Here is a 20,766-nt window from a genome sequence, read left to right on the forward strand (position 1 = left end):
CCCGTGGCGGCATTACTCGAGGTCGACCGGCTCACCATGCGGTTCGGCGGGGTCACGGCGCTGTCGGGCGTCGGCCTCGCCGTCCGCGAGGGCGAGCTCGTCGGCCTCATCGGCCCCAACGGCGCGGGCAAGAGCACGCTGTTCGACTGCCTGACCCGGCGCTGCACGCCACAGGAGGGCTCGATGCGCCTGGACGGCGAGGACCTGGCCGGCCTGCCCGCGCACCAGGTCGCCCACCGGGGCGTCGCCCGCACCTTCCAGAACACCGGCCTGTTCCCGGGCCTGTCGGTGCGGGAGAACGTCATGGCGGGCGCGCACCGGCACGGCCGGGCGGGCTTCTGGTCCGCGGCGCTCGGGCGGGCCGCCGCGGAGGAACGGCGGCTGCGCGGCGTCGCGGACGAGCTGCTGGACCGGTTCGGCCTGGCCGCCTACGCCGACCATCCGGCCGCCGGCGTGCCGTACGGGATGGCCAAACGCATCGAGATCGCCCGCGCGCTGGCGGCGCGGCCGCGGCTGCTGCTGCTCGACGAGCCCGCCGGCGGCCTGGCGCCCGGGGAGGTGCCGGCCTTCGCCGACCTGATCGGGCGCATCCACCGCGAGCGGGGCATCGCGATCATCGTCGTGGAGCACCACATGGAGTTCGTCCTCGCGCTGTGCGGCCGGATCGTCTGCTTCGAGCGGGGCCGCAAGATCGCCGACGGGCCGGCCGCCGCCGTGCGGCACGATCCCGCCGTCGTCGCCGCCTGCCTGGGGGTGGTCTCTTGACCGGCCTGCGGGTGCGGGAGCTGCGGGCCGGGTACGGCGCGGCCCGGGTGCTGCACGGCGTCGAGCTGACCGTGGACGAGGGCGAGGTCGCCGTGCTGCTCGGCCCCAACGGCGCGGGCAAGACCACGCTGCTGCGCGCCCTGTCCGGGCTGGTCAGGGCCCGCGGCACGGCCGGCTTCGACGGCGTGGCGCTCCTGGGCCGCGCCCCCGACGAGATCGCCAGGCTCGGGGTGTCGCACGTCACCCAGGAGGACGGCACGTTCGGCCCGCTCACAGTGGAGGAGAACCTCCGGCTGGGGGCGATGGCCCGCCGCCGGCCGCGGCACGGCGTGAGCGAGGACGTGGCGCGGGTGTTCACCTACTTCCCGGTGCTCCAGGCGCACCTGGGCCAGCCCGCGGGCACGCTGAGCGGCGGCGAGCAGCGGATGCTGGCCATCGGCAGGGCGCTGATGGCCAGGCCCAGGCTGCTGCTGCTGGACGAGCCGACCCGCGGCCTGGCGCCGCAGGCGGCCGTCAGGCTCTTCCGCGTCCTGCGGTCGATCAACAGGCACGAGCGGACCACCATGATCATCGTCGAGCACAACGTGACGGCCGTGGAGCTGGCGCACCGGGCCTACCGCGTCGAGTCGGGCCGGATCGGCGATCTGCGCCGATCGGGGAGGTGGTGACCCGGTGTTCTTCCAGCAGCTGGTGGAGGGCCTGGGCGCGGGCGCCGGGTACGCCGCGCTCGCCCTGGCCCTCGTGCTCACCTACCGCTTCACCGGCATCGTCAACTTCGCCCAGGGCGAGCTGGCCATGCTGGCCACCTACGTGGCCTGGCAGCTGGTGGAGTCCGGCATGCCGTACTGGGTGGCGCTGCCCGTCACCGTCGCCGTCGCGTTCGCGGCCGGGGTCGCGGTCGAGCGGACGGTCATCCGGCGGGTGGAGACGGGGGCGGGCGAGCTGACGCTCGTGGTGACGACGATCGGCCTGTACGTGCTGGTCAACGCGCTCGCCGCGCTGGTGTGGACCTCGGCGCTGCGGGCCTTCCCCAGCCCGTTCCCCGACGCCCCGGCCGGGCTGTCCGCGCTCGGCGCGGCGGGCGTGGCCGGCCTGGTGCTGGGCGCGGTCGCCCTGGTGGTGCGCCACACCGGCCTCGGGCTGGTGATGCGCGCGGTGGCCGCCGACCCGCGCTCGGCGCGGCTGGCCGGCGTCCGCGTCGGCCGGGTGCTGGCGCTGGGCTGGGGCGCCGCCGCGGCGATCGGCGCCCTGTCCGGCGTGCTGCTGGCTCCCACGCTCTTCCTGGAGCCGGCCATGATGACCGGCGTCCTGGTCTACTCCTTCGCCGCCGCCACGCTGGGCGGCTTCGACAGCCCTCTGGGCGCCGTCGCGGGCGGGCTGCTGGTCGGCGTGGCCGAAACCCTGGCGGGCACCTACCTCGGCTTCGTCGGCGCGGACCTGAAGATCGCGGTACCGCTCGCGCTCATCGTGGCGGTGCTGCTGCTGCGACCGCGGGGCCTGTTCGGCTCGGCGCCCGTGGAGCGGGCATGAGCGCGCCATGGGCCGGGCCCGGCGCGGGCGGGCCCGCGGCGGGGCATCGCCGGCTCGCCGTCGGCGAGGTGGCCGGGGACCGCAGGCGGGCCTGGCCGTGGCGGCGGACCGGGCTGGCGGTGCTCGCGGCGCTCGCCCTGGCGCTGCCGTTCGCGCTGCCGCCCTACCGGCTCTTCCAGGCCACGCTCGTGCTGGTGTACGCGGTCGCGCTGCTCGGGCTGGACCTGGTGGTCGGCCACAGCGGGCAGATCTCGCTGAGCCACGGCGCGTTCTTCGGCGTGGGCGCCTACACCGCCGCCGTCATGATCGCCAAGCTCGGCCTGCCGTACCCGCTGACGCTGCCCGCCGCCGCGCTGGTCACCTACGGGCTCGGGCTGGCGGCCGGGCTGCCCGCGCTGCGGCTGCGGGGACTGTACCTGGCCATGGTCACCTTCGCGGTCGCCGTGGTCGTGCCGCCCCTGCTCAAGCGCTTCCCCGCCGTCACGGGCGGGGCCATGGGGCTGCCGGTGCCCACCCCGCGGGCGCCGTTCCTCGACGACGACCAGTGGCTGTACCTGCTGGTGCTGGCGGTGACCGTCGTGGCCTTCGCCGGGGTGCGCAACCTCACCGGCTCGCGGGCGGGCCGGGCGCTCACCGCGATCAGGGAGAACCCCGCGGCGGCCGAGGTGCTCGGCATGCGGCCGGCCACCCACATGACCAGCGCGTTCGCGTGGAGCGCCATGTACGCCGGCGCGGCGGGCGCCCTGTACACCTGGACGGTCGGCTTCGTCTCCCCCGACTCCTTCACCCTGTCCCTGTCGGTCACGCTGCTGGCCGGGGCCGTCATCGGCGGCCTGGCGACCCTGGCCGGGCCGCTGCTGGGCGCCCTGGTGGTGATGGCCGTGCCGGCCGTGGCCCAGGAGCTCAGCCCCGCCGCTCCCGGCATCGTCTCGGGCCTGCTGATCGTGCTCGTCGTCCAGGCCGCGCCCACCGGCCTGGCCGGCCTGCTGCGCAGGGCGGCCTGGAGCCTGGCGGGGAGGCGCGCGTGAGAAGGACGCCAATCGGAAAGACGCCGGTCAGGAAGGCCGCGCTTGGAACGTCGCCGGTCAGGAAGGCTGTGGTGGGAACGTCGCCGGTCAGGAAGGCTATGGCGGCGGCGGCCGTCGCGGGCCTGCTGGCCTCGGGCTGCCGGCTGGGCTCGGCGGAGGTCACGCTCGCCGCTCCGCCGGGCTGCGCCGGCCAGACGGCTACCGGGATCACGCCCGCCTCGGTGAAGGTCGGCGGCATCTACCCGCTGTCCGGGCCCGCCTCCGCCTACGCGGCGGTCGCGCAGGGCGCCCGCGCCTACTTCGATCACGTCAACGAGCAGGGCGGGGTCGACGGGCGGCGGATCGAGTTCCTCGTCCGCGACGACGCCTACCAGCCCGCCCGCGCGGTGGAGGAGGCCCGCCGCCTGGTGCTGCACGACCGGGTGTTCGCGCTGTTCCAGACGCTCGGCACGCCCTCGACCATGGCCGTGCGCGAGTACGCCCACCGGCGGCGGGTGCCACAGCCGTTCGTCGCCACCGGCGCCACCGAGTGGGGCGTGGGCACCGCCCGCCCCTGGACGATCGGCTTCCAGCCCAGCTACGTGGCCGAGGCGCGGGTCTACGCGCGCTACCTCGCCGAGGTCAGGCCCCGCGCCCGGGTCGCCGTGCTGTACCAGAACGACGACTTCGGCAGGGACCTGCTGGACGGCTTCCGCGAGGCGATCGCCGGCACGTCGGTGCGGATCGTCGCGGCCCGCAGCTACGAGGTGACCGACCCCGGCGTGCAGGGCCAGCTGGCCAACCTCGCCGAGTCGCGGGCCGACGTGCTGCTCGACGTCAGCACGCCCAAGTTCGCCGCCCAGGCGCTGGCCGCCGACGCCGCCATGACCGGCTGGAACCCGCTGCACATCCTCAACAGCGTCGCCGCCTCGCCCGCCGTGCTGAAGCCGGTCGGCCACGACAAGGTCCAGGGCGTCGTGACGGCCGGGTACCTCAAGGAGCCGACCGCGCCGGAGTGGGCCGACGACCCCGGCGTGCGCGCGTACCTGGCGGCGCTGGCCCGCCACGCGCCCGGCGCCGACCCCGCCAACCAGCAGGTCCTGTACGGCTGGACGGCGGCACAGGCGTTCGCCGAGACCCTCCGGCGCATGCGCTGCCCCTCCCGCGAGGGGCTGCGTGAGGCGATGCGCAGCCTGCCCGGCGTGAAGCTGGACACGCTGCTGCCCGGGATCACGCTCACCACGGGGCCGGGCGACGGGTTCCCGATCGAGTCGATGCAGCTGGCCCGCTTCAAGGGCGACCGCTGGGTGAGCTTCGGCGACGTCATCGACACGCGCGCCGGGTTCCCTCCGGTGACCGCGCGCCGCCCGTGAGCCTTCCGGACGCCGTCCTCGCCTCTGTTAGCTTGTCGTGTAAAACTCTAAATTCGCGACATTCAGGAGAATGTCGTTTTTCGGCGCTGCGATATACCGGTTTTCGACGCTGCATTTCATGCCCGTCAGCGACTGGAGGCGATGTGGACCTGCGGCAGCTGGAAACGTTCCGCAAGGTCGCCAGCGTGGGGAGTTTCACGCGGGCGGCGGCCGAGCTCAACTACGCGCAGTCCACCGTGACCGCCCAGATCAAGGGCCTCGAGGCGGAGTTCAACGTTTCGCTGTTCCAGAGGAACGGCCGGGGCGTCCAGATCACCGCCGCCGGCAGGCAGCTGCTGCCCTACGCCACCAAGATCCTCGACCTGGCCGCCGAGGCCCGCCACGCCCTGCAGCCCGACCGGGAGCCCAGCGGGATGCTCGTCGTCGGCACGCTGGAGAGCATCACCTCCTACCGCCTGCCGCCGCTGCTGGAGCTGTTCCGGTACCGCTACCCGCGGCTGCGCCTGTCCCTGCGCGCCACCCCTGGAGCCGAGGCGCTGGCGGCGCTGCGCGCCGGAACCTTCGACGCCGCCTTCCTCATGGACGAGCAGTGCGAGCACCGCGGGCTGACCACCGTCGTGCTGCGCGAGGAGCCCCTGACCCTGGTCGCCGCCCCCGGCCATCCCCTGGCCGCCGAGCCTGAGATCACCCTGGACCAGCTGCGGCGCACCGACATCCTCAGCACGGAGCCGGGCTGCAGCTACCGGGACAAGCTCGCGGAGCTGCTGAGCGACGCCGACGGCGAGCAGCTGCCGATGCTGGAGTTCGGCACGATCGAGGCCGTCAAGCGCACCGCGCAGGCCGGTCTGGGCGTGGCGTTGCTGCCGCGGATCGTGGTGGCCGCCGAGCTGGCCGAAGGATCGCTGGTGCGGCTGCCCTGGCGGCCCCCGTTCCGCGTCTACAGCCAGCTGGCCTGGAACGAGAAGGCGTGGCTGTCTCCCGAGCTGCAGGTGTTCGTCTCGGAGGCCATCCGGGTCGTCAACGAGGGCCCGGAAGGCTAGCGGGTCCCGGCCGGCGCGGCCGGGACCCGCCGGTCGTCAGGCCATCACGCGGCGGTCGCCGGTGGTCAGGCGGTAGCGGATGGTCCACAGGCTGCGGCGGACGTAGGTGCGCTGCAGCCACCGGTCGGTGCCGTCGTACCTGGCCGCGAACTGCGACCGGGCGTGCAATCCCTTACGGTTGTTGATCAGCAGGGCGGTGCCGGGCGCCAGCCGTACCTGATGGGCGACCTCACGGCAGGCGGCCTGCAACCGGTCGAACGCCTCCTGCGCCGTGCCGGTCAAGGCGAGCACCCCGTTGGCCGACACCGCGATCTCGGGCGTGTCCTCAGGGCCCGAGATGATCGGCATGGGGTCGGCGTAGACCGGCTCGCCGCCGGCGTGCTCGCGGCAGTAGTTCCCCGGAGCGTTCAGCCGGAACAGCGGCTTGCGCAACACGTCCGTCATCTCGGCGGGCAGGGCGGCCACGACGTCCCGGGCGTCGGCGTAGTAGGTGACGGCCTTGCCGTCCGGGTCCTGCCGCAGGCAGCTGAGCACGAGGAAGTCGGGGTTGGACACGTCGTAGCGCCCGATGGCGTCGTAGACGATGTCGTTGTGGAAGTTGAGGAACACGGCCGAGCCCATGTTGGTCTGGGACGTGGCGCCCGTGGCCACCGGCACCACGTCGTGGACGAACCGGCCGGCCTTCTCGGTGGTGATCCCGACCGGCTCGCCGAGCAGCCCGCTGAGCCCGAGCAGGACCGACTCGGCGACGAAGGTCTTCTTGTCGGCGGCGGGCCCGCCGTCGACGGGCGTGGGCGGCAGCTCGGGGTCGGCCGGCAGGTTGCGCACCAGCGTCACGCCCGGGGTGTCGACGTGGCGGCCGAAGTCGAGCAGCTGCCGCAACTCGTCGACGGGCAGGCGGGCGAAGATCTGGTGTACTCGGGTCATGGAGTAGTCGATGTCGTGCGCCGGGTCCGGCAGCCCGATCAACTCCTCTCCCATCGCGTCACGAACCTGGTCGGGGATCTCCACTTCGGCGAAAGTCTTGACTGTCACTGCTTCCTCCTCTCGGTCACCAGCTTTCGATGCAGTTCGCGGGCCAGCTCCACGCCGGATTCGATGCCGGGCGCCAGGTGCGTCCGGGTGGCGCCGCCGTCCACCTCGGTCACCGGGATCTCCTTGGTGACCTTGCCGGGCAGGTCGTGGTCGGCCAGGAAGCCCTCGGCGTCGACGTGCCCGTTGGCGATGACCACCACGGGCTCGGAGTCCAGGCGCAGCGCCTCGATGCCGGCCTGGCTGAAGGCGGCGTGGGCGCGGTCGGAGTCCAGGGTCGTGGGGAAGCGCACCACCATTGAGCTGGGGTTGACCACCACGGCCGCGACGGGGGCGCCGCTTTCGGTGATGACGGTTCCCGACGCGAAGGGCGGGCGGTTGGCGCGGCAGACGATCGCCACGCCGTGCCTGTGGGCCATGCGGACCGCCCGGCCGTGCAGCACCCGCGCGCCGCGCAGGGACAGCATGCCCACGGTGTCGTAGGAGATCTCGGGCACCAGCCGCGCCTCGGGCACCAGCCGGGGGTCGGCGGTGTAGACGCCGTCGACGTCGGAGTAGATCTCGCACCGGCTGACGCCGAGCGCCGAGGCCGCCGCGATGGCGGTCAGGTCGGAGCTGTTCTTGCCCAGCCAGGTGGGCCGCCCGGCGGCGTCGACGGCCTGGCCGCCGGGCAGGAGCACGACCTCGTGCTCGGCCAGCGCCGCCTCCAGCGGCCCGCGGTCCATCCGCTCCAGCCGCGCCCACATCGGGGAGCCCGCCGTGACGAACCCCATCTGGTGGCCGGCCAGGACGACGGCGGAGCGGCCGGCCGCGCCCAGCGCCCCGGCCAGCAGGTGGGCGCTGATCGTGTCGGCCAGCGTCAGCAGCCCGGCCACCGTCGCCTCGCCGGGCCGGGCGGTCACCTCGTGCAGCCGGCGGCGCAGCTGCTCGGTCTCCCCCGGGGCCGCGCTCACGGTGACCACCAGCCGCTCGCCGGCGGCGACCCGCTCGGCCAGGTGCTCGGCCACGGTCCGGTACGCCGCCGGGCCGGGGAAGCTGGAGCCGCCGAACTTCAGCACGGCCGTGCTCATGGCGTCGCCTCCTCCCGTGGCGTCCAGTCCACCTGGCGCAGGTGCTCGGCGATCTGGATGGCGTTCAGCGCCGCGCCGATGCGCAGGTTGTCGGAGACGAGCCAGAGCCAGAAGGCGCGCGGGTTCTGCGGCGTGACGCGGACGCGGCCGACGTGCACGAGGTCGGCCTCGGCCGCCGTGCGCGGCGTCGGGAACCGGCCGGGCCGCTCCAGGTCGTGCACCTTCACCTCGGGCTGGGCCGCCAGCAGCGACACCAGCTCGGCCCGGTCGACCGGCTCGGCGCACTCGACCCACACGGCCTCGCTGTGGCAGTTCAGCACCGGCACCCTGACGCAGGTCGCGGTGACGTCCAGGTGCGGCAGCCCCAGGATCTTCCTCGACTCCTGCGTCATCTTCTGCTCCTCCAGGGTGAAGCCCGTCTCCAGGAGCCGGTCGATGAACGGCACGACGTTGAACGCCAGCGCCGGCTGGAAGCGCTCGCCCGCCACGACCTCGCCCGGGTCGGCCAGGCTCAGCCGGGTCGTCTCGCGCAGCTCCTCCATGCCGGCCAGGCCGCGGCCGGAGGCGGCCTGGTAGGTGCTGACCACCGCCCTGGTCAGGCCCCAGCGCTCGTGCACCGGGCGCAGGAGCCGTACGAGCGGGATGGTGGAGCAGTTGGGGTTGGCGATGATCCCGCTGCGCGGGCGCCGGGCCAGCTCGGCGGCGTTGACCTGCGGCACGACCAGCGGGGTGGCGGGGTCCATGCGGAAGGCGTTGGTGTTGTCGATGACCAGCGCCCCGGCCCGGGTGGCGACGGGGACCCACTTCTCGCTCACCGTGGTGCCCGCCGAGAAGAAGGCGATGTCGACCGCGGAGAAGTCGAACGCGCTCAGGTCGTGGACCGTGTGCTCGGCTCCCTCCACCTCCAGCCGCCTTCCGGCGGACCGGGAGGAGGCGACCAGGGCCAGCGACCGGTACCGGTAGTCGCGCTCGGCGAACAGCCGCAGCAGGGTCGTGCCGACCGCCCCGGTGGCTCCGACGATCGCCACCCTGGGCGCCGTGGCGTCGGTTGTCGAAGGCATGGCAGTCTCCTCGTCCCTTCTCGTCGTCGTCTCGTGTCGTCGGTTGCCGTCAGCGGGACGCCTGGGCCGGAGCCTTCCGCTCGGCGTCCGGCTCGCTCGCCGGGGCGTCCACGGCCGGGGTCCTGCGGGCCGGCCACAGCCGCCAGCCGAGCGAGATGCCCAGGCTCGCGCCGACGATGAACGGGATGCCGAGCGCCTGGACCAGGCTGATGTGGTGGCCGTAGACCACGAAGTCGGCCAGCATCGCCACCGCCGGGTAGATGAACGACAGCACGGCGATCTTGGACGGCGGGAGCTTCTGGTAGGAGGAGTACATCAGGATGTACATCACGCACGTGTGGATGACGCCGAGCCCGATCAGCCAGCCCCAGCGCATCCCCAGCCCGGCGGTCGCGCCGAACTGGGTGAACGGCAGCAGCAGCACGATGCCGACGAGCACCTGGATCAGCGCCACCAGGTGCGGGCGCACCTCCTTCAGCCGCTTGGCGATGAGCGTGGCGAAGGCGTAGAACAGGGCGGCCGCCAGCGCGAAGCCGACGCCCACCACGTAGCGGTCGTCGCCCCCGGCCCGCAGGTCGTCCAGCGTCAGGCCGGTGACCATGACGAGGCCGACGAAGGCCACCAGCAGCCAGCCGACCTTCTGCGCCGTCAGCCGCTCGCGGAAGATGAGCGCGCCGAGCAGCATCACGTAGAAGGGCTGGGTGTGGTAGACGACGGTGCCGACCGAGATCGACGTGTAGGTGAAGGAGGTGAACAGGAACACCCAGTTGTAGACGATGAAGAAGCCGCCCAGGGCGGCCAGCGCCAGCCGTCCCCAGGTCAGGCCGGAGTCGCGGAAGTAGCCGCGGAGCAGGCAGTACGCTCCCAGGGCCAGCGCGCCGAACAGGCAGCGGAAGAAGACGACGTTGAAGCTGCTCTGCTGTGACTCCACCACGAAGACGCCGATCGTGCCCGACAGCACCATCGCGGCGGTCAGCTCGTAGGCGCCGATCCGCTCCGGCTTGGCCACAGCGGACCCACCGCGGATACCACTGCGGAACATGGCATACCTCCCTTGTCGACGCTGCGATCAGGTCAGCGGCAGCGGGTAGTGCAGCCCTCCGGCGGTCCACAGGTCGTTCAGACCGCGGGGCAGCTTCAGCCGCGACCCGTCGCCGAGATTGCGGTCGTAGATCTCCCCGTAGTCGCCGACGGCGGCCAGGACGCGCCCGGCCCAGGCCGGGTCGAGCCCCAGCGCGGGGCCGTGGCGGCCGGCCGCGCCGGCCAGCGCGAGCCGGCCGTCCAGGCCCTCGGCGCGACGGGCGTGCTCCAGCCCGATGAGCAGCTGCAGCACCCACCGGCACAGGCGGAACCAGGCGGGGTCGTCGTCGCGCACGGTCAGGGCCATCGGCTCGCGCGAGATGGTCTCCTCCAGCAGGCGGTGCGCCGCCGGGTCGGCCAGCGCCTCCCGCTCCCCGGCCAGGGCGACGCGGTCCAGCAGGTAGGCCGCGCACTCCCCCGCCTCATACGCCCTGCGGGCGTCCCCGGGAGTGGGGTAGGCGACCGGGCGGGCGGCCCGGCCGAGGCATCGGGCGAGGTTCGCGGCGCTGGTGGTGCCCTCCTGGACGGCGACCGGCCGGTGGGCCAGGTCGGCCGGCTCCCGCGCCGGGTCGTCGGCGCGGACCAGGAAACCCTCGCCGTCGTAGCAGGTGACGCCGGCGAACAGGACGGGGTGGCCCGCCTCGCGCGCCAGCGACGCCGTGAGGTTGGCGGTGACGACGTCGGCCTCGCCCTCCACCAGCGCGGCCAGCCGGCGCGCCGGGTCCGTCGGGCGGAAGTCCACGGCCTCGGGGTCGCCGACCGCCGCGGCGGCCACGGCCCGGGCGATCTCCACGTCGAGGCCCCGCCAGCGGCCGTGCTCGTCCTGGTGGGACAGGCCGAGGATGCCCCGGCTCACCGCGGCCCGCACGGCCCCGCGGGCCCGCACGGCCGCGAGCGTGGCGCCGCTCATGCCGTCACCTCCATCCGGACGCCGCCGGGCAGCTCGCGGTCGAACCGCCGCTCGTTGAAGCTCAGCCACTCCAGCAGGCGGCCCGACGTGACCGGCGCGGCCCCGTCACGCGGCGCGCTGACCTCGACCGGCATGCTCCCGGCCGCCGCCCACCGCAGCCGCCCGAGGTGGTCGATGGCGGCGCGCGACCGGTTGGCGTTGTCGGCGTGCAGGCAGTACGGCACGTCGAGCAGGCCCCGCTCGAACGCCCGGACCAGGGCCGAGCCGACGTCGTCGGACAGTGCCAGGGTGGCCTCGATCAGGCGGCGCGCCTCGGCGTAGATCAGCTCGGTCTCCTGCTCGACGCGGCCGTGGTCGGCGGCGTCGCCGTACGCGGCCACCGCGTCGGCGAACTCCAGCGCCTCCACGTTCTCCCCGATCGTCGGGATCCGGTGCGCCTCGGCCGCCGTCTTGACGATGAGCCGCTGCGCCCCGCCCGCCTGGGCCAGGTAGACGCTCTGCTCCAGCAGCCGGAACGCGCCCACCGGCGTGCGCGGGTAGACGCCCATGTAGGTGTAGACCACGATGTGCCGGTCCACGTCCGGCAGCCACTCGTCGGCCAGCCGCCGCAGCGCCGCTATGGCCGAGACGTCCTGTTCGGTGTTGGTCTGCTGGGCGTAGCTGAGCGAGATGCTGCGCACGCCGTACTGGCGGAAGAACATGCCCTCCAGCACCGACAGCGCGACCAGCAGGCCGGGCGGGCACAGCTGGCCCAGCATGCAGCCGCCGAAGGTCTCCAGGTGCACGACGTGCCCGGCGTCGGCCGCCTCGGCCAGCAGCGTGCAGCACCGCGCCCATTCGGCGACCGCCTCCTTCAGCCGCACCCTGCTGTAGGGCAGGCAGTAGGAGACCGGCCCGCCCTCGGTGGCGTCGACCCCGGCCTCGACGACGTGCCGGAAGATCTCGTACGGCAGCGCCGAGCCGTGCCGCACCTGGATCGGGAAGTCGTCGGACTGCAGCCCCTCCAGCATGCGCCGGGTGGCCCGCGTGCCGTGCACCACCAGGGGGAAGCCGTTGAGGTCGGCCCCGCCGGCCAGCGCCCGCCGCGCCGAGTCGTGGTCGTTGACCCGGGTGTAGCTGTCGAGCGTGATGGTGCCGACGGCGCGGGCCCGGCAGTCCCGTACGGCCCGCAGCCCGGCGCGCATCTGGTCCAGGCGGCCGAACCCCATGCGTGGCTGCACCACGAGCCGGCCCTGCCGCTGGGCGCGCTCCACGAAGGCGCCCAGCCGTCCCCGCCCGCCCGGCGCCAGCTGCGGGCGCCCGGGAAGGTCGCCCAGCAGAGCCCGGAACCGGTCGACTCCGCTCTCGGCCTCCAGGACCGCGTCGAAGCCGGCGGCGACCAGCTCCTCCAAGTGGCGGACGTTGTCGGCGCCGTGGACGCCGAGCTTGCCGCCCAGGATCACCCTCAGGTCGCGCAGCAGCGGGTCCTGGCGGATCTTGCGGATGAGCCGCCGTCCGTCCAGATGGCCGTGGCCGTTCACCGTGCTGACGACCAGCAAATCGGGGCGCCATCTCCGGCATTCCCCGATAATCACATCGTCGGGAACGCAGATTCCGAGATTGCGAACCTCGTGCCCGCATTCTTCGATGAGCAACTGCAAAAAAATCAAATTCCACATGTGCGCGTCGGATGACGTGGTCGTCAACAACACCCGGGCGCGAGAGGACATGACTGATCCTGCCGCCACTTTCCCTCCCCCGTGGAAGTGAGGATGTCGGCTCGTTCTTTCTTCTCGCAATAGCGGCCTTTTAGAGATTGGCATGATCGTCCGGCGGTCTCAACCGGACTTCAACGCAATTCCCGATGGATGCCATCGGAAGGGCCGATATTTCGGGGAAAGGCGTGGTCAAGGGGGTTGTCAGCCGTGGGTGCGGCGGGCGGCGAGGATGACGCCCGAGCCGTGGGCGAGCTCGGCCGCGACGAGGCCGGGGTGGGTGAGCAGGGCCCGCCGGACGGCGTCCTGCCGGGCGCGGAAGTCGGCCGGCCAGATGGAGCCGGGGTACTCGGCCATGTCGTCGACGACCAGCGTCCCGCACAGGTTGAGCGCGGCGAGGGTCAGGTCGAGGCGTTCCTGCTTGCCCGCCGGCGCGTCGGCGAAGATCAGGTCGAAGCCGCCGAGGGTGGGCAGGAGCGCCAGGGCGTCGCCGGCGCGCAGGCCGACGAAGCCGGGCCAGCCGGCGCCCGCGGCGAGCGCGGCCAGCCCGGGGTCGGCCTCGATCGTCGTCACGGTCGCGTCCCGGCGGGGCAGCAGCCCGGAGGCCAGCCAGGCCGTGCCGACGCCCGCGCCGGTGCCGATCTCCAGGATCCGGCCGCCCGGCGGCACCCGGGCGGCCAGCACGGCGAGCAGCCGCCCGACCGCCGGGTCGCAGGAGTGCGGGAACCCGGCCGCCGCGGCCCGGTCCGCGGCGTGGCGCACCAGGCCGGGCAGCGGATCGCTCATGGCGCGAGCATAACGGCCACGGCAGGCTCGGCGGGGCCGTACCCGGTCAGGGGATGAAGGCGCCGGCTGGCAGGTCGCCGAAGCGGTCGAGGTCCTCGGCCGGGCGATCGAGGCCGCGCAGCGGCCGTGGCCGGCGAGGTGAGGTTCGCGTAGCGGCGGGCAACCGGCGCCTTGCGGTCGCCGCCGAGCTCGCACCGCTCCCACCGGTCTGCTCCCGCGGCAGGGCCGCCGCGTAGACGTCCGCCGTGAACCAACCGGGCCAGCGGGAGCAGCCGGGCTTCGGCCACCGCCTGGCCGAGCACCGGCCAGGCGGTGATCGCCTTGCGCGGGTCACCGACGCGCTCCCCCACCAGGGGCACGGTCGCCGGATCGCCGTCCGGCGCCTGCCCGAGGGCGGCCTGCAGGCGGCCGGGGAACGGCTCGCGCGTCTGCTCCCGCAGCATCGCCCGCCGTACATCCAGGCAAAGGATGTTGTCGCCGGCCTCCCAGATGGGTTGTTTCGGGAGCCCAGCTATCGCCGCCCCGGGCCGGCCAACCAGTCGAGGCATCAAACCCAGCCTGATCTGCGATCTTCATCGTCGCTATCGATCGATCCCCGTCGGAGCCTTTCAGGCCCTGACGGAACAGGCGAGGTCAGCCGTTCACGCTGCATCACGCTGACGACGGATTCGCCGTTCCGGTTGCGCGGCAGCGCAACGTACAGTGCGCTGAGCCCATGCGGAAATGGTCCCCTCTGAATGACCGGCAGTTGAACGTGCTACGGCGAATCGCCGATGACACCGACCCCATAACCGCACGCCAGTCCGAGCTGGCCAATACCGTCTACGCGCTCCGGAACCGCGGATTGGTCGTGACGCCCCGGCAGAACGGCGTCTGGCGAGCAAGAATCACCGAGGCAGGGCGGTTTTATCTTGAGCATGGGCACCATCCCGACCGTCCTACCGCGGAGGAGTCCGACATCAAGTCGGCGCCGAAGGACCTCGCGGCCGACCTCATCCGGAGACTTCAGCTCCAAGAGGGCACCATCCAGTTGGAGAACCCCACCGACGACGTCCGCGGCGCCTATCGCCGGGCCATCAGCGCGGCAAAACGCCGGGGGCTCGTCCCCGAGGGTTTCCAGCTCCTGCACACAGGACGCGACAAAGGCCCTCTGATCATCAAGCTCGCTCCCGCCGGGCGCGACGTCGAGACCGAATGGAACCGGATCCGGCTGGCGGCCCGCAACGAACTCACGGGTGCCGATCTCTTCGCCAAGCTGGACAGGGACGGCGGAGGCATCGAGGTCAGCGACTCGACCCTGCCCCGCGCCAGGCAACTGCTTCACACCCTGTCTCAGGCGGCAGAACGCCGCGGCCATGTGCTCGGCATGTCCCGCAAGACAGGGCGGCTGTACATCCGGGTGCGGGAGCACTTGTACACGATCGGCATCTCCGAGGGTGAGGATCAGGTTCCGCGGCCTCTGGCGCCGGATGACTGGCGATTGCAAGGAGCCTATTCCTGGCAGCGGATCACGCCACGAGAATACGACTCCGTCCCCAACGGCGTGCTGCACCTCACGCTCGGCACTCCACCGAACGTCGACCACAGCTGGAGGGACAAGGAGCGGAGCAAGCTGGAGAACCGGATCAAGGAAATCGTCGACGCAGCGGAGCAGCTGGCCGACCACGCGGACGAACGCCGACGAGAGGCCGAACGCGAACACCGGGAGTGGCGCATCAAGTGCGAGCGTGAGCAGGCTGAGCGTGATCGCCGTGACGCTGAGGTCAGAGCTCGGTGGGAGGCCGCCATGGCCGAAGCGCGAGTCCTCGCCGTGGAGGACCTTCGAAAGAAGGCGTTCGAGGAGGCCCTCGCCGGCTGGCGCGCCGCCGCCGAGATCCGAGCGTTCTGCTCAGCCCTAGAAGAGGCGACGGATGGAACAGCGGCCCACGGCTGGCTCGCCTGGGGCAGAGCCTGGGCGGATCTCCTCGATCCCCTCCGGCACCCAGCTGATTTCCTGGAGAGATTCTCTCCCGAACCCCAAGCAGACGATCTACGTCCACACTTGGGCGAGTGGAGCCCCTACCGACCGGAACGGGAGTGTCGCTCCACACCGCCTCCCGCTCCGAGCGCTAGGAACGTCGCTTCAGAGGCGAGGACTTCAGGCTGGAGATGGGGACGCCAAGGTCCTTTTCCATGGTGGCGGCGATAGCATCCTGGCCACAGCGCCGAAGCTCGCGAATCGCCCTTTCCACAAGGTTCCCGAGGCGGAACACTTCCTTCCTCAGCGCCTCGAGCTCGTCGTGACGCCGGATCGCCTTCACGCCACACCATTTCCGGATCTGCACCATGGCCAGCTCCGACCTGGCACGGCGCTCCTTGGTGTACTCGGGGGGAAGCGTCGTCAGCTCACCGGTCCTGTGGTCGCGAATGGTGCGGCCGTGGACGGCCTCCAGTTTGAGGGCGTACTCCTCGTCGACGACCTTCTCCATGATCGCGTCTCCGTTGAGCTCCGCGACCTGCCGGGCGATCTTGACCGCCAGCGACCACGGCGCGACCACCACACCGTGACGGTCCACGTACGTCAGCGGCTCGGCGAGCAGGGTGTCACGATCCCAGCCGAGCGCCTGGCAGACAACGGTTGGATTCTCGATCTGAACCGAGCAGCATTCACGCCAGTTGTAGCCCAGCTCAATGCCGTCGATCAGCTCCCATTCCACCAGCAGGCGATAGACGGCCTCGTACTGCGGCGTGTCTTCGGCGTGGTAGGAGACTTCGACCACCGCCGCCATCTTGCGCTCGTCCGCCAGCCACGGCTCGCGATCCGCCCAGGGCACGATCAGCCGCCCGCCGGGAACCGTCTCCTGCCGGTCCCCGTCATCGAGAAACCGGACCACGTATTTGTTGACGCCGGCCACCTTCTCGATGATCTCCACCCGCTCGACTGGGCATGCATGGTCCCGCGCCTTGCTTCGGTAGGTCCAGATGTCTCCTGCCTGCATGGCGCTATTCAAAGCTACGCACAACCTCGTGTCCGGCAATCACGGCAACCCGCCGAGCCCCCAAAGGCCCGGCCATCGTTACGGCGCGGCGGGCTGGTCGAGGATCACGCTCGCGCCGCGGAGCAGCTCGGCGCGCAGGTCGTCGGCCGGTACGTCGGTGAGCTGGCAGATCGGGTCGGTGGCCGCGGCGAACGCCTGGGCGGCGCGGACCCGGCGGCGCCAGTCGGGGTCTGGGCCGGCGAGCAGCTCGACGGCCCGGTTGACGACGGCCACCACCCGCGACATCACCTCGGTCGTCTCGTCGCTGTAGACCGAGGCGTCGCGCAGCAGCAGGGCCATCGTCTCGCGGTGGGCGAGCATGACGTCGAGGCAGCCGGCGAGCACGTGCTGCCTGATCTCGGCCGGGGTGGAGCGGGCGGCGGCGTCGGCGACCGCGGCCTCGAGCTGGTCGATCGGCGGCGTCACCAGGCTGGCCAGGATCTCGCTCTTGCTGCGGAAATGGTGATAGAGCGAGGGCTTGGTGATGCCGACCCGCTCGGCGATGTCGCGCATGGAGGCCGCGCGGTACGTCTGCGTGGTGAACAGCTCCCGCGCGGTCTCGAGGATGCGGGTTCGGGTGTCGCCCGACTCGATCGGAGGCAACGACGGTCCTTCGGTACGGTGGCACGAGCCATGACAGGCTACCAGCCTACCTATCGGTCGGTTGCTCCCTTGTACAGCGCCTCGATGAGGCCGCGGACCCGGAAGTTCCGTGGATGTCCATCGTCGTCTCCTCTCGACCTACCGGTCGGTAGGCTGTCGATCGCAGGCTACCTACCGGTCGGTCGGGACGCAACCCGGTGTTCAGTCCAGGACGTTGGCGTGCAGGGCGCGCAGCACCGCGTTCGTCCGGTCTCGCGCCCCCAGCTTGAGCAGCAGCGTCGAGACGTGGTTCTTGACCGTTCCCTCGGCCAGGAACAGCGCCCGGGCGATCTCGCGGTTGCTGTAGCCCTCGGCGACGAGCCGCAGCACCTCCAGCTCCCGCTCGGTGAGCTGCTGGATCGGGGGCAGGTCGGCCTCGTCCGGCGGCCTGCGGCGGCGCATCGCACGCATCAGCCGGGCGGTGATCGACGGCGAGACGAGCGTGCCGCCGCCGGCGAGGACGCGGATGGCCCGCGTCAGCCGTTCCAGCGTCACGTCCTTCAGCAGGTAGCCGCACGCCCCCGCGCGCATCGCGTCCAGCACGAGGGTGTCGTTGTCGAACGTGGTCAGCACGAGCACCGGCGGCGGGTCGCCGGCGCGTTCCCGCAGCGCGTTCAGCACCCAGATGCCGTCGTGGCGCGGCATGCGCAGATCGAGCAGGACGACGTCGGGGGCGTGCTCCTCGATCGCCGCCAGCGCGGCCATGCCGTCGTCGGCCTCCCCGACCACCTCGATGTCGCCGGCCAGGTCGAGCAGGCTGCGGATGCCGTGCCGTACCAGCGTCTGGTCGTCGACCACGATCACCCGGATCATGCGGCGGGCACCCTGGCCGTGACGCGGAAGCCGTCGCTTCCGTCGAGCCGCACGTCGCCGCCGAGGGCGAGGATCCGCTCGCTGAGCCCGCGCAGCCCGTTGCCGGGCCGTATCTCGGGGCTACCGCGTCCGTCGTCGGCGGAGGTGAGCCGCACGCCGTCGTCCGGCGTGCTCTCGATGCGGATGCGCAGCGAGGACGCCTGCGCGTGCCGGATGGTGTTGGTGACGATCTCCTGGACGACGCGGACGAGCGTCAGCGTGACCTCCTCGGAGGGGCGCACGTCGTCGTCGATCCACAGCCGGACGTCGAGGCCGGGGATGTCGCGCACCATGGCGTCCAGCGACTCGCGCAGGTCGGGCGCGCCGGTGCGGAGCTGCCCGACGGTGGTGCGCACATCGCGCAGCAGGTCGCGCGCCACCTTGTCGGCGCGCTCGAGGTGCTCGCGCGCCTGGGGCCCGTCGTGGTGGCGTGCCACCTCCAGCTCCAGGGTCAGCGCCGTGAGCTGGTGCCCCATGAGGTCGTGCAGCTCGCGGGAGATGCGCAGGCGCTCGTGCGCCCGTGCGGTCTCGGCCAGCGCGACGCCGGCCGCCCGTAGCTCGAGGTGCGCCTGGGCGAGCTCGCCGCGCAGTCGCTGCTCCCGGAGCATCGCCGTCGAGCTCAGCAGCGCGGCCGTCTGGATCAGCGCGTACAGCAGTGTGGCGAGGCCGATCTCCCTGAAGGTGGCGCCGGCCAGGCTCACGGACGCCGCGACGACGACGGAGTTGAGCGCGATCACGACCGGGCCCGTCCACCGGGGGGCGACGTAGGCGGACATGGTCGAGGTGAAGACCAGCAGGATCGCCATCCACCCGGCGTCGGGCGCCGTCAGGACCGAGAGCCACCCCAGCACCACGGCCGCGCCGTAGCAGGCCCGCGCCCGGCCAGGCCGGCGCTCCTCCCAGAGGGCGGCGCCCACCAGCGCGGCCATCAGCATCGCGAACAGCCCGCTCCAGACCGGCTGCGGCACCCGTGTCTCGGCCGCGCCGAGCAGTGCCGGGGCGCCCACCGCGAAGCACGCCAGAAGGACAGTCAGCCCAGCCCACGCATCCGGCCGGATTCGCCGCATGTCCTCACAGTACTGGCGCGATGGATCGCCGTGGGGGTGCCGAAAGTCATGGGCGCCGGGCCCTGACCTTCGGCACAGGCGTCCGGAGCCCGCCGCTTCCTAGGGTCGGCGCATGACCCCGACAACGTCGTCGTTCGCCGTCGAGGTGGACCGCCTGCACAAGCGGTACGGCCCCAAGGTGGCCGTCGAGGAGGTCAGCCTGTCGGTCGCGACCGGTGAGATCTTCGGCATCCTGGGGCGCAACGGGGCCGGCAAGACGACCACCGTCGAGCTGATCGCCGGGCTCAGGAAGCCCGACCGCGGCGCCGTCCGCGTGCTCGGCCTGGACGTCCGGCGCGACCGGGCCCGGCTGCGCCAGGTTCTCGGCGTGCAGCTCCAGAACGCCACCCTGCCGTCCGCGCTCACGGTGACCGAGCTGGTCCGCCTGTTCGGCTCCTTCTACCCCGATCCGCTGCCGCCCGGCGAGCTGATCGAGTCGGTGGGCCTGACGGCCTCCGGCCGCACCCGTTTCGAGAAGCTCTCCGGCGGCCAGCAGCAGCGGCTGTCGATCGCGCTCGCCCTGGTCGGACGGCCTCGGGTGGTGATCCTGGACGAGCTCACCACCGGTCTCGACCCGGAGGCGCGCCGCCAGATGTGGGCGACCGTGGAGCGGCTGCGCGAGTCCGGCGTGACCGTCCTGCTCGTCAGCCACGCCATGGAGGAGGTCGAGCGGCTGTGCGACCGGGTCGCGCTGCTCGACGCCGGACGGGTCGTCGCCCTCGACTCGCCCTCGGGCCTCGTGCGCCGGGCCGGCTTCGCCCAGCGGGTCACCTTCCGCACGGCCACGCCCGTGCCGTGCGGCCTGCTGGAAGGGCTCGGCGAGGTCGAGCGGATCCGCGCCGACGGCGACCGGGTCACCGTCGAAGGCCACGGCGACCTGCTCCAGGCCGTCAGCGTCGCGCTGGTGCGCGCGGGCGTCACGGTGACCGAGACCCGCAGCGAGCAGGCCACCCTCGACGACGCCTTCGTCGCCCTGACCGGTCACCGGCTCGACCCCGAGGAGGAGAGGGTCCGATGACCGAGGTACCCCTGCACCGCCCCGGCCCGCGGGCCTGGACCGCCCTGCTGGTCTGCGAGCTGAAGATGGTCTCCCGCGACACCGCCGGGCTGATCGTCCCGCTCGGCCTGCCGATGATCATCCTGCTGATGAGCGCCTCGCAGGGCGGACGGGTGGTCGGGAACGGCCGCACGGTGCTCGACGTGTACGTGCTGCCGCTGGTGTTCACCATGGTCGTGGCCATGACGGCGGTCGTGAACATGCCGAGCTTCCTGGCCTACTACCGCCGCACCGGCATCCTGCGGCGGCTCGGGGTGACGCCCGCCTCGCCCGCGCTGGTCCTGGTCGCCCAGGTGGTCGCCGGTGCGCTGCAGATGGCCGCCGGCGTGGGGGCCGCCTGGCTCGTGGCCCTGCTGGCGTTCGACGCCAACGCGCCGGCGCGCGTCGGGCCGGCGCTCGGCGTGCTGGCGCTCACGGTGACCGCCATGTACGCCGTCGGCATGGTCGTGGCCGCGCTCGCGCCGACCCCGAACTCCGCGATCGCGATCGGCCTGTGCGCCTTCTTCGCCCTGGGCGCCACCGGGGGGATGTTCGGCGGGCGCGACAGCCTCCCGGAGCCGCTGGCGGCGATCGGCGACCGGCTGCCGTTCGGCGCGGGCTCGCAAGCCCTGTCGGCCGCCTGGGCCGGCGCGCCGATCGAGGCCGGGTCCCTGATCGGGCTGTCCGTCACCGTCGTGGTGGGGAGCGTCGTCTCGGCGGCCTTCTTCCGCTGGGAGTAGGGCCCGGGACTCCCCTCGTGCTCCT

General features: G+C 72.6%; 21 protein-coding genes. 9 read left to right on the forward strand and 12 right to left on the reverse strand.

Features of this window, described 5'->3' with window-relative positions; all coding sequences use genetic code 11:
* The first annotated feature begins 3 nt into the window (after positions 1-3).
* The 6 genes from BSB02_RS18775 to BSB02_RS18800 all read left to right on the forward strand — a co-directional run bounded on the left by BSB02_RS18775 (position 4) and on the right by BSB02_RS18800 (position 5,715).
* Positions 4-765 carry an ABC transporter ATP-binding protein gene (locus tag BSB02_RS18775; RefSeq protein WP_084960306.1) on the forward strand — a complete coding sequence of 254 codons (762 nt, stop codon included), beginning with the start codon at positions 4-6 and terminating at the stop codon, positions 763-765.
* Positions 762-1,433 (forward strand): ABC transporter ATP-binding protein, encoded by a 672-nt coding sequence (locus tag BSB02_RS18780; protein ID WP_084960307.1) that lies wholly within the window; start codon positions 762-764, stop codon positions 1,431-1,433. The genes BSB02_RS18775 and BSB02_RS18780 overlap by 4 nt, the downstream gene beginning before the upstream one ends.
* Positions 1,434-1,437: 4 nt before the next feature.
* Positions 1,438-2,295 carry a branched-chain amino acid ABC transporter permease gene (locus BSB02_RS18785; RefSeq protein WP_084960308.1) on the forward strand — a complete coding sequence of 286 codons (858 nt, stop codon included), beginning with the start codon at positions 1,438-1,440 and terminating at the stop codon, positions 2,293-2,295.
* Positions 2,292-3,323: a branched-chain amino acid ABC transporter permease gene (locus tag BSB02_RS18790; protein WP_084960309.1), complete on the forward strand. Its 1,032-nt coding sequence runs from the start codon at positions 2,292-2,294 to the stop codon at positions 3,321-3,323. Before BSB02_RS18785 ends, BSB02_RS18790 begins: the two co-directional genes overlap by 4 nt.
* Positions 3,324-3,394: 71 nt before the next feature.
* Positions 3,395-4,675, forward strand: a complete 1,281-nt coding sequence (locus BSB02_RS18795) for an ABC transporter substrate-binding protein (protein WP_240506508.1) — start codon at positions 3,395-3,397, stop codon at positions 4,673-4,675.
* 143 nt (positions 4,676-4,818) lie between these two features.
* Positions 4,819-5,715, forward strand: coding sequence for a LysR family transcriptional regulator (locus BSB02_RS18800; protein ID WP_084960311.1), 897 nt, complete (start codon positions 4,819-4,821; stop codon positions 5,713-5,715).
* Between the two features lie 36 nt (positions 5,716-5,751).
* Here the strand turns inward: BSB02_RS18800 and BSB02_RS18805 are convergent, their stop codons facing one another.
* The 8 genes from BSB02_RS18805 to BSB02_RS39735 all read right to left on the reverse strand — a co-directional run bounded on the left by BSB02_RS18805 (position 5,752) and on the right by BSB02_RS39735 (position 13,896).
* Entirely contained in the window at positions 5,752-6,750 is a 999-nt protein-coding gene (locus BSB02_RS18805; protein ID WP_240506509.1) for a TauD/TfdA family dioxygenase, read from the reverse strand.
* Positions 6,747-7,817, reverse strand: a complete 1,071-nt coding sequence (locus BSB02_RS18810; protein WP_084960312.1) for an amino acid kinase family protein — start codon at positions 7,815-7,817, stop codon at positions 6,747-6,749. Before BSB02_RS18810 ends, BSB02_RS18805 begins: the two co-directional genes overlap by 4 nt.
* Positions 7,814-8,878, reverse strand: a complete 1,065-nt coding sequence (locus BSB02_RS18815; RefSeq protein WP_084960313.1) for an aspartate-semialdehyde dehydrogenase — start codon at positions 8,876-8,878, stop codon at positions 7,814-7,816. The genes BSB02_RS18810 and BSB02_RS18815 overlap by 4 nt, the downstream gene beginning before the upstream one ends.
* Positions 8,879-8,927: 49 nt before the next feature.
* Positions 8,928-9,920 (reverse strand): DMT family transporter, encoded by a 993-nt coding sequence (locus tag BSB02_RS18820; RefSeq protein WP_206184776.1) that lies wholly within the window; start codon positions 9,918-9,920, stop codon positions 8,928-8,930.
* A 27-nt stretch (positions 9,921-9,947) separates the two neighbouring features.
* On the reverse strand, positions 9,948-10,868 hold the full coding sequence (locus tag BSB02_RS18825) for a transporter substrate-binding domain-containing protein (protein WP_084960314.1): 921 nt from the start codon (positions 10,866-10,868) through the stop codon (positions 9,948-9,950).
* Positions 10,865-12,670: a cobalamin-dependent protein gene (locus BSB02_RS18830; RefSeq protein WP_084960315.1), complete on the reverse strand. Its 1,806-nt coding sequence runs from the start codon at positions 12,668-12,670 to the stop codon at positions 10,865-10,867. Before BSB02_RS18830 ends, BSB02_RS18825 begins: the two co-directional genes overlap by 4 nt.
* Positions 12,671-12,766: 96 nt before the next feature.
* Positions 12,767-13,348, reverse strand: coding sequence for an O-methyltransferase (locus BSB02_RS18835; RefSeq protein WP_084960316.1), 582 nt, complete (start codon positions 13,346-13,348; stop codon positions 12,767-12,769).
* Complete coding sequence (locus BSB02_RS39735; protein ID WP_143590867.1) at positions 13,345-13,896, reverse strand: hypothetical protein; 552 nt, start codon at positions 13,894-13,896, stop codon at positions 13,345-13,347. The genes BSB02_RS18835 and BSB02_RS39735 overlap by 4 nt, the downstream gene beginning before the upstream one ends.
* 200 nt (positions 13,897-14,096) lie before the next feature.
* On the opposite strand from BSB02_RS39735, the gene BSB02_RS39740 reads away from it, so the two are divergent.
* Positions 14,097-15,536 (forward strand): hypothetical protein, encoded by a 1,440-nt coding sequence (locus tag BSB02_RS39740; protein WP_206184777.1) that lies wholly within the window; start codon positions 14,097-14,099, stop codon positions 15,534-15,536.
* Here BSB02_RS39740 and BSB02_RS18845 read toward each other — a convergent pair.
* The 4 genes from BSB02_RS18845 to BSB02_RS18860 all read right to left on the reverse strand — a co-directional run bounded on the left by BSB02_RS18845 (position 15,457) and on the right by BSB02_RS18860 (position 18,926).
* Entirely contained in the window at positions 15,457-16,260 is an 804-nt protein-coding gene (locus BSB02_RS18845; RefSeq protein WP_084960318.1) for a hypothetical protein, read from the reverse strand. The genes BSB02_RS39740 and BSB02_RS18845 overlap by 80 nt on opposite strands.
* Before the next feature lie 144 nt (positions 16,261-16,404).
* Positions 16,405-16,968 (reverse strand): TetR/AcrR family transcriptional regulator, encoded by a 564-nt coding sequence (locus BSB02_RS18850; RefSeq protein ID WP_084960319.1) that lies wholly within the window; start codon positions 16,966-16,968, stop codon positions 16,405-16,407.
* Positions 16,969-17,169: 201 nt separating this feature from the next.
* On the reverse strand, positions 17,170-17,820 hold the full coding sequence (locus tag BSB02_RS18855; protein ID WP_084960320.1) for a response regulator: 651 nt from the start codon (positions 17,818-17,820) through the stop codon (positions 17,170-17,172).
* Positions 17,817-18,926 carry a sensor histidine kinase gene (locus BSB02_RS18860; RefSeq protein ID WP_084960321.1) on the reverse strand — a complete coding sequence of 370 codons (1,110 nt, stop codon included), beginning with the start codon at positions 18,924-18,926 and terminating at the stop codon, positions 17,817-17,819. Before BSB02_RS18860 ends, BSB02_RS18855 begins: the two co-directional genes overlap by 4 nt.
* 112 nt (positions 18,927-19,038) lie before the next feature.
* Here BSB02_RS18860 and BSB02_RS18865 point away from each other — a divergent pair, with 112 nt between their 5' ends.
* Together BSB02_RS18865 and BSB02_RS18870 are read left to right on the forward strand one after the other, a co-directional pair.
* Entirely contained in the window at positions 19,039-19,983 is a 945-nt protein-coding gene (locus tag BSB02_RS18865; RefSeq protein ID WP_084960322.1) for an ABC transporter ATP-binding protein, read from the forward strand.
* Positions 19,980-20,741 (forward strand): ABC transporter permease, encoded by a 762-nt coding sequence (locus tag BSB02_RS18870; RefSeq protein ID WP_084960323.1) that lies wholly within the window; start codon positions 19,980-19,982, stop codon positions 20,739-20,741. The genes BSB02_RS18865 and BSB02_RS18870 overlap by 4 nt, the downstream gene beginning before the upstream one ends.
* Positions 20,742-20,766 lie beyond the last annotated feature (25 nt).

This window comes from Thermoactinospora rubra (assembly GCF_002093975.1).
Lineage (GTDB): Bacteria > Actinomycetota > Actinomycetes > Streptosporangiales > Streptosporangiaceae > Nonomuraea > Nonomuraea rubra_A.

Bases quoted from the DNA above. Each gene is read 5' to 3' on its own strand.
- BSB02_RS18825 (WP_084960314.1), bottom strand. From the start codon at position 10,868: ATGAGCGGCGCCACGCTCGCGGCCGTGCGGGCCCGCGGGGCCGTGCGG.
- BSB02_RS18815 (WP_084960313.1), bottom strand. From the start codon at position 8,878: ATGCCTTCGACAACCGACGCCACGGCGCCCAGGGTGGCGATCGTCGGA.
- BSB02_RS18870 (WP_084960323.1), top strand. From the start codon at position 19,980: ATGACCGAGGTACCCCTGCACCGCCCCGGCCCGCGGGCCTGGACCGCC.
- BSB02_RS18835 (WP_084960316.1), bottom strand. From the start codon at position 13,348: ATGAGCGATCCGCTGCCCGGCCTGGTGCGCCACGCCGCGGACCGGGCC.
- BSB02_RS18830 (WP_084960315.1), bottom strand. From the start codon at position 12,670: ATGCCAATCTCTAAAAGGCCGCTATTGCGAGAAGAAAGAACGAGCCGA.
- BSB02_RS39735 (WP_143590867.1), bottom strand. From the start codon at position 13,896: ATGCCTCGACTGGTTGGCCGGCCCGGGGCGGCGATAGCTGGGCTCCCG.
- BSB02_RS18855 (WP_084960320.1), bottom strand. From the start codon at position 17,820: ATGATCCGGGTGATCGTGGTCGACGACCAGACGCTGGTACGGCACGGC.
- BSB02_RS18810 (WP_084960312.1), bottom strand. From the start codon at position 7,817: ATGAGCACGGCCGTGCTGAAGTTCGGCGGCTCCAGCTTCCCCGGCCCG.
- BSB02_RS18860 (WP_084960321.1), bottom strand. From the start codon at position 18,926: ATGCGGCGAATCCGGCCGGATGCGTGGGCTGGGCTGACTGTCCTTCTG.
- BSB02_RS18820 (WP_206184776.1), bottom strand. From the start codon at position 9,920: ATGTTCCGCAGTGGTATCCGCGGTGGGTCCGCTGTGGCCAAGCCGGAG.
- BSB02_RS18865 (WP_084960322.1), top strand. From the start codon at position 19,039: ATGACCCCGACAACGTCGTCGTTCGCCGTCGAGGTGGACCGCCTGCAC.
- BSB02_RS18790 (WP_084960309.1), top strand. From the start codon at position 2,292: ATGAGCGCGCCATGGGCCGGGCCCGGCGCGGGCGGGCCCGCGGCGGGG.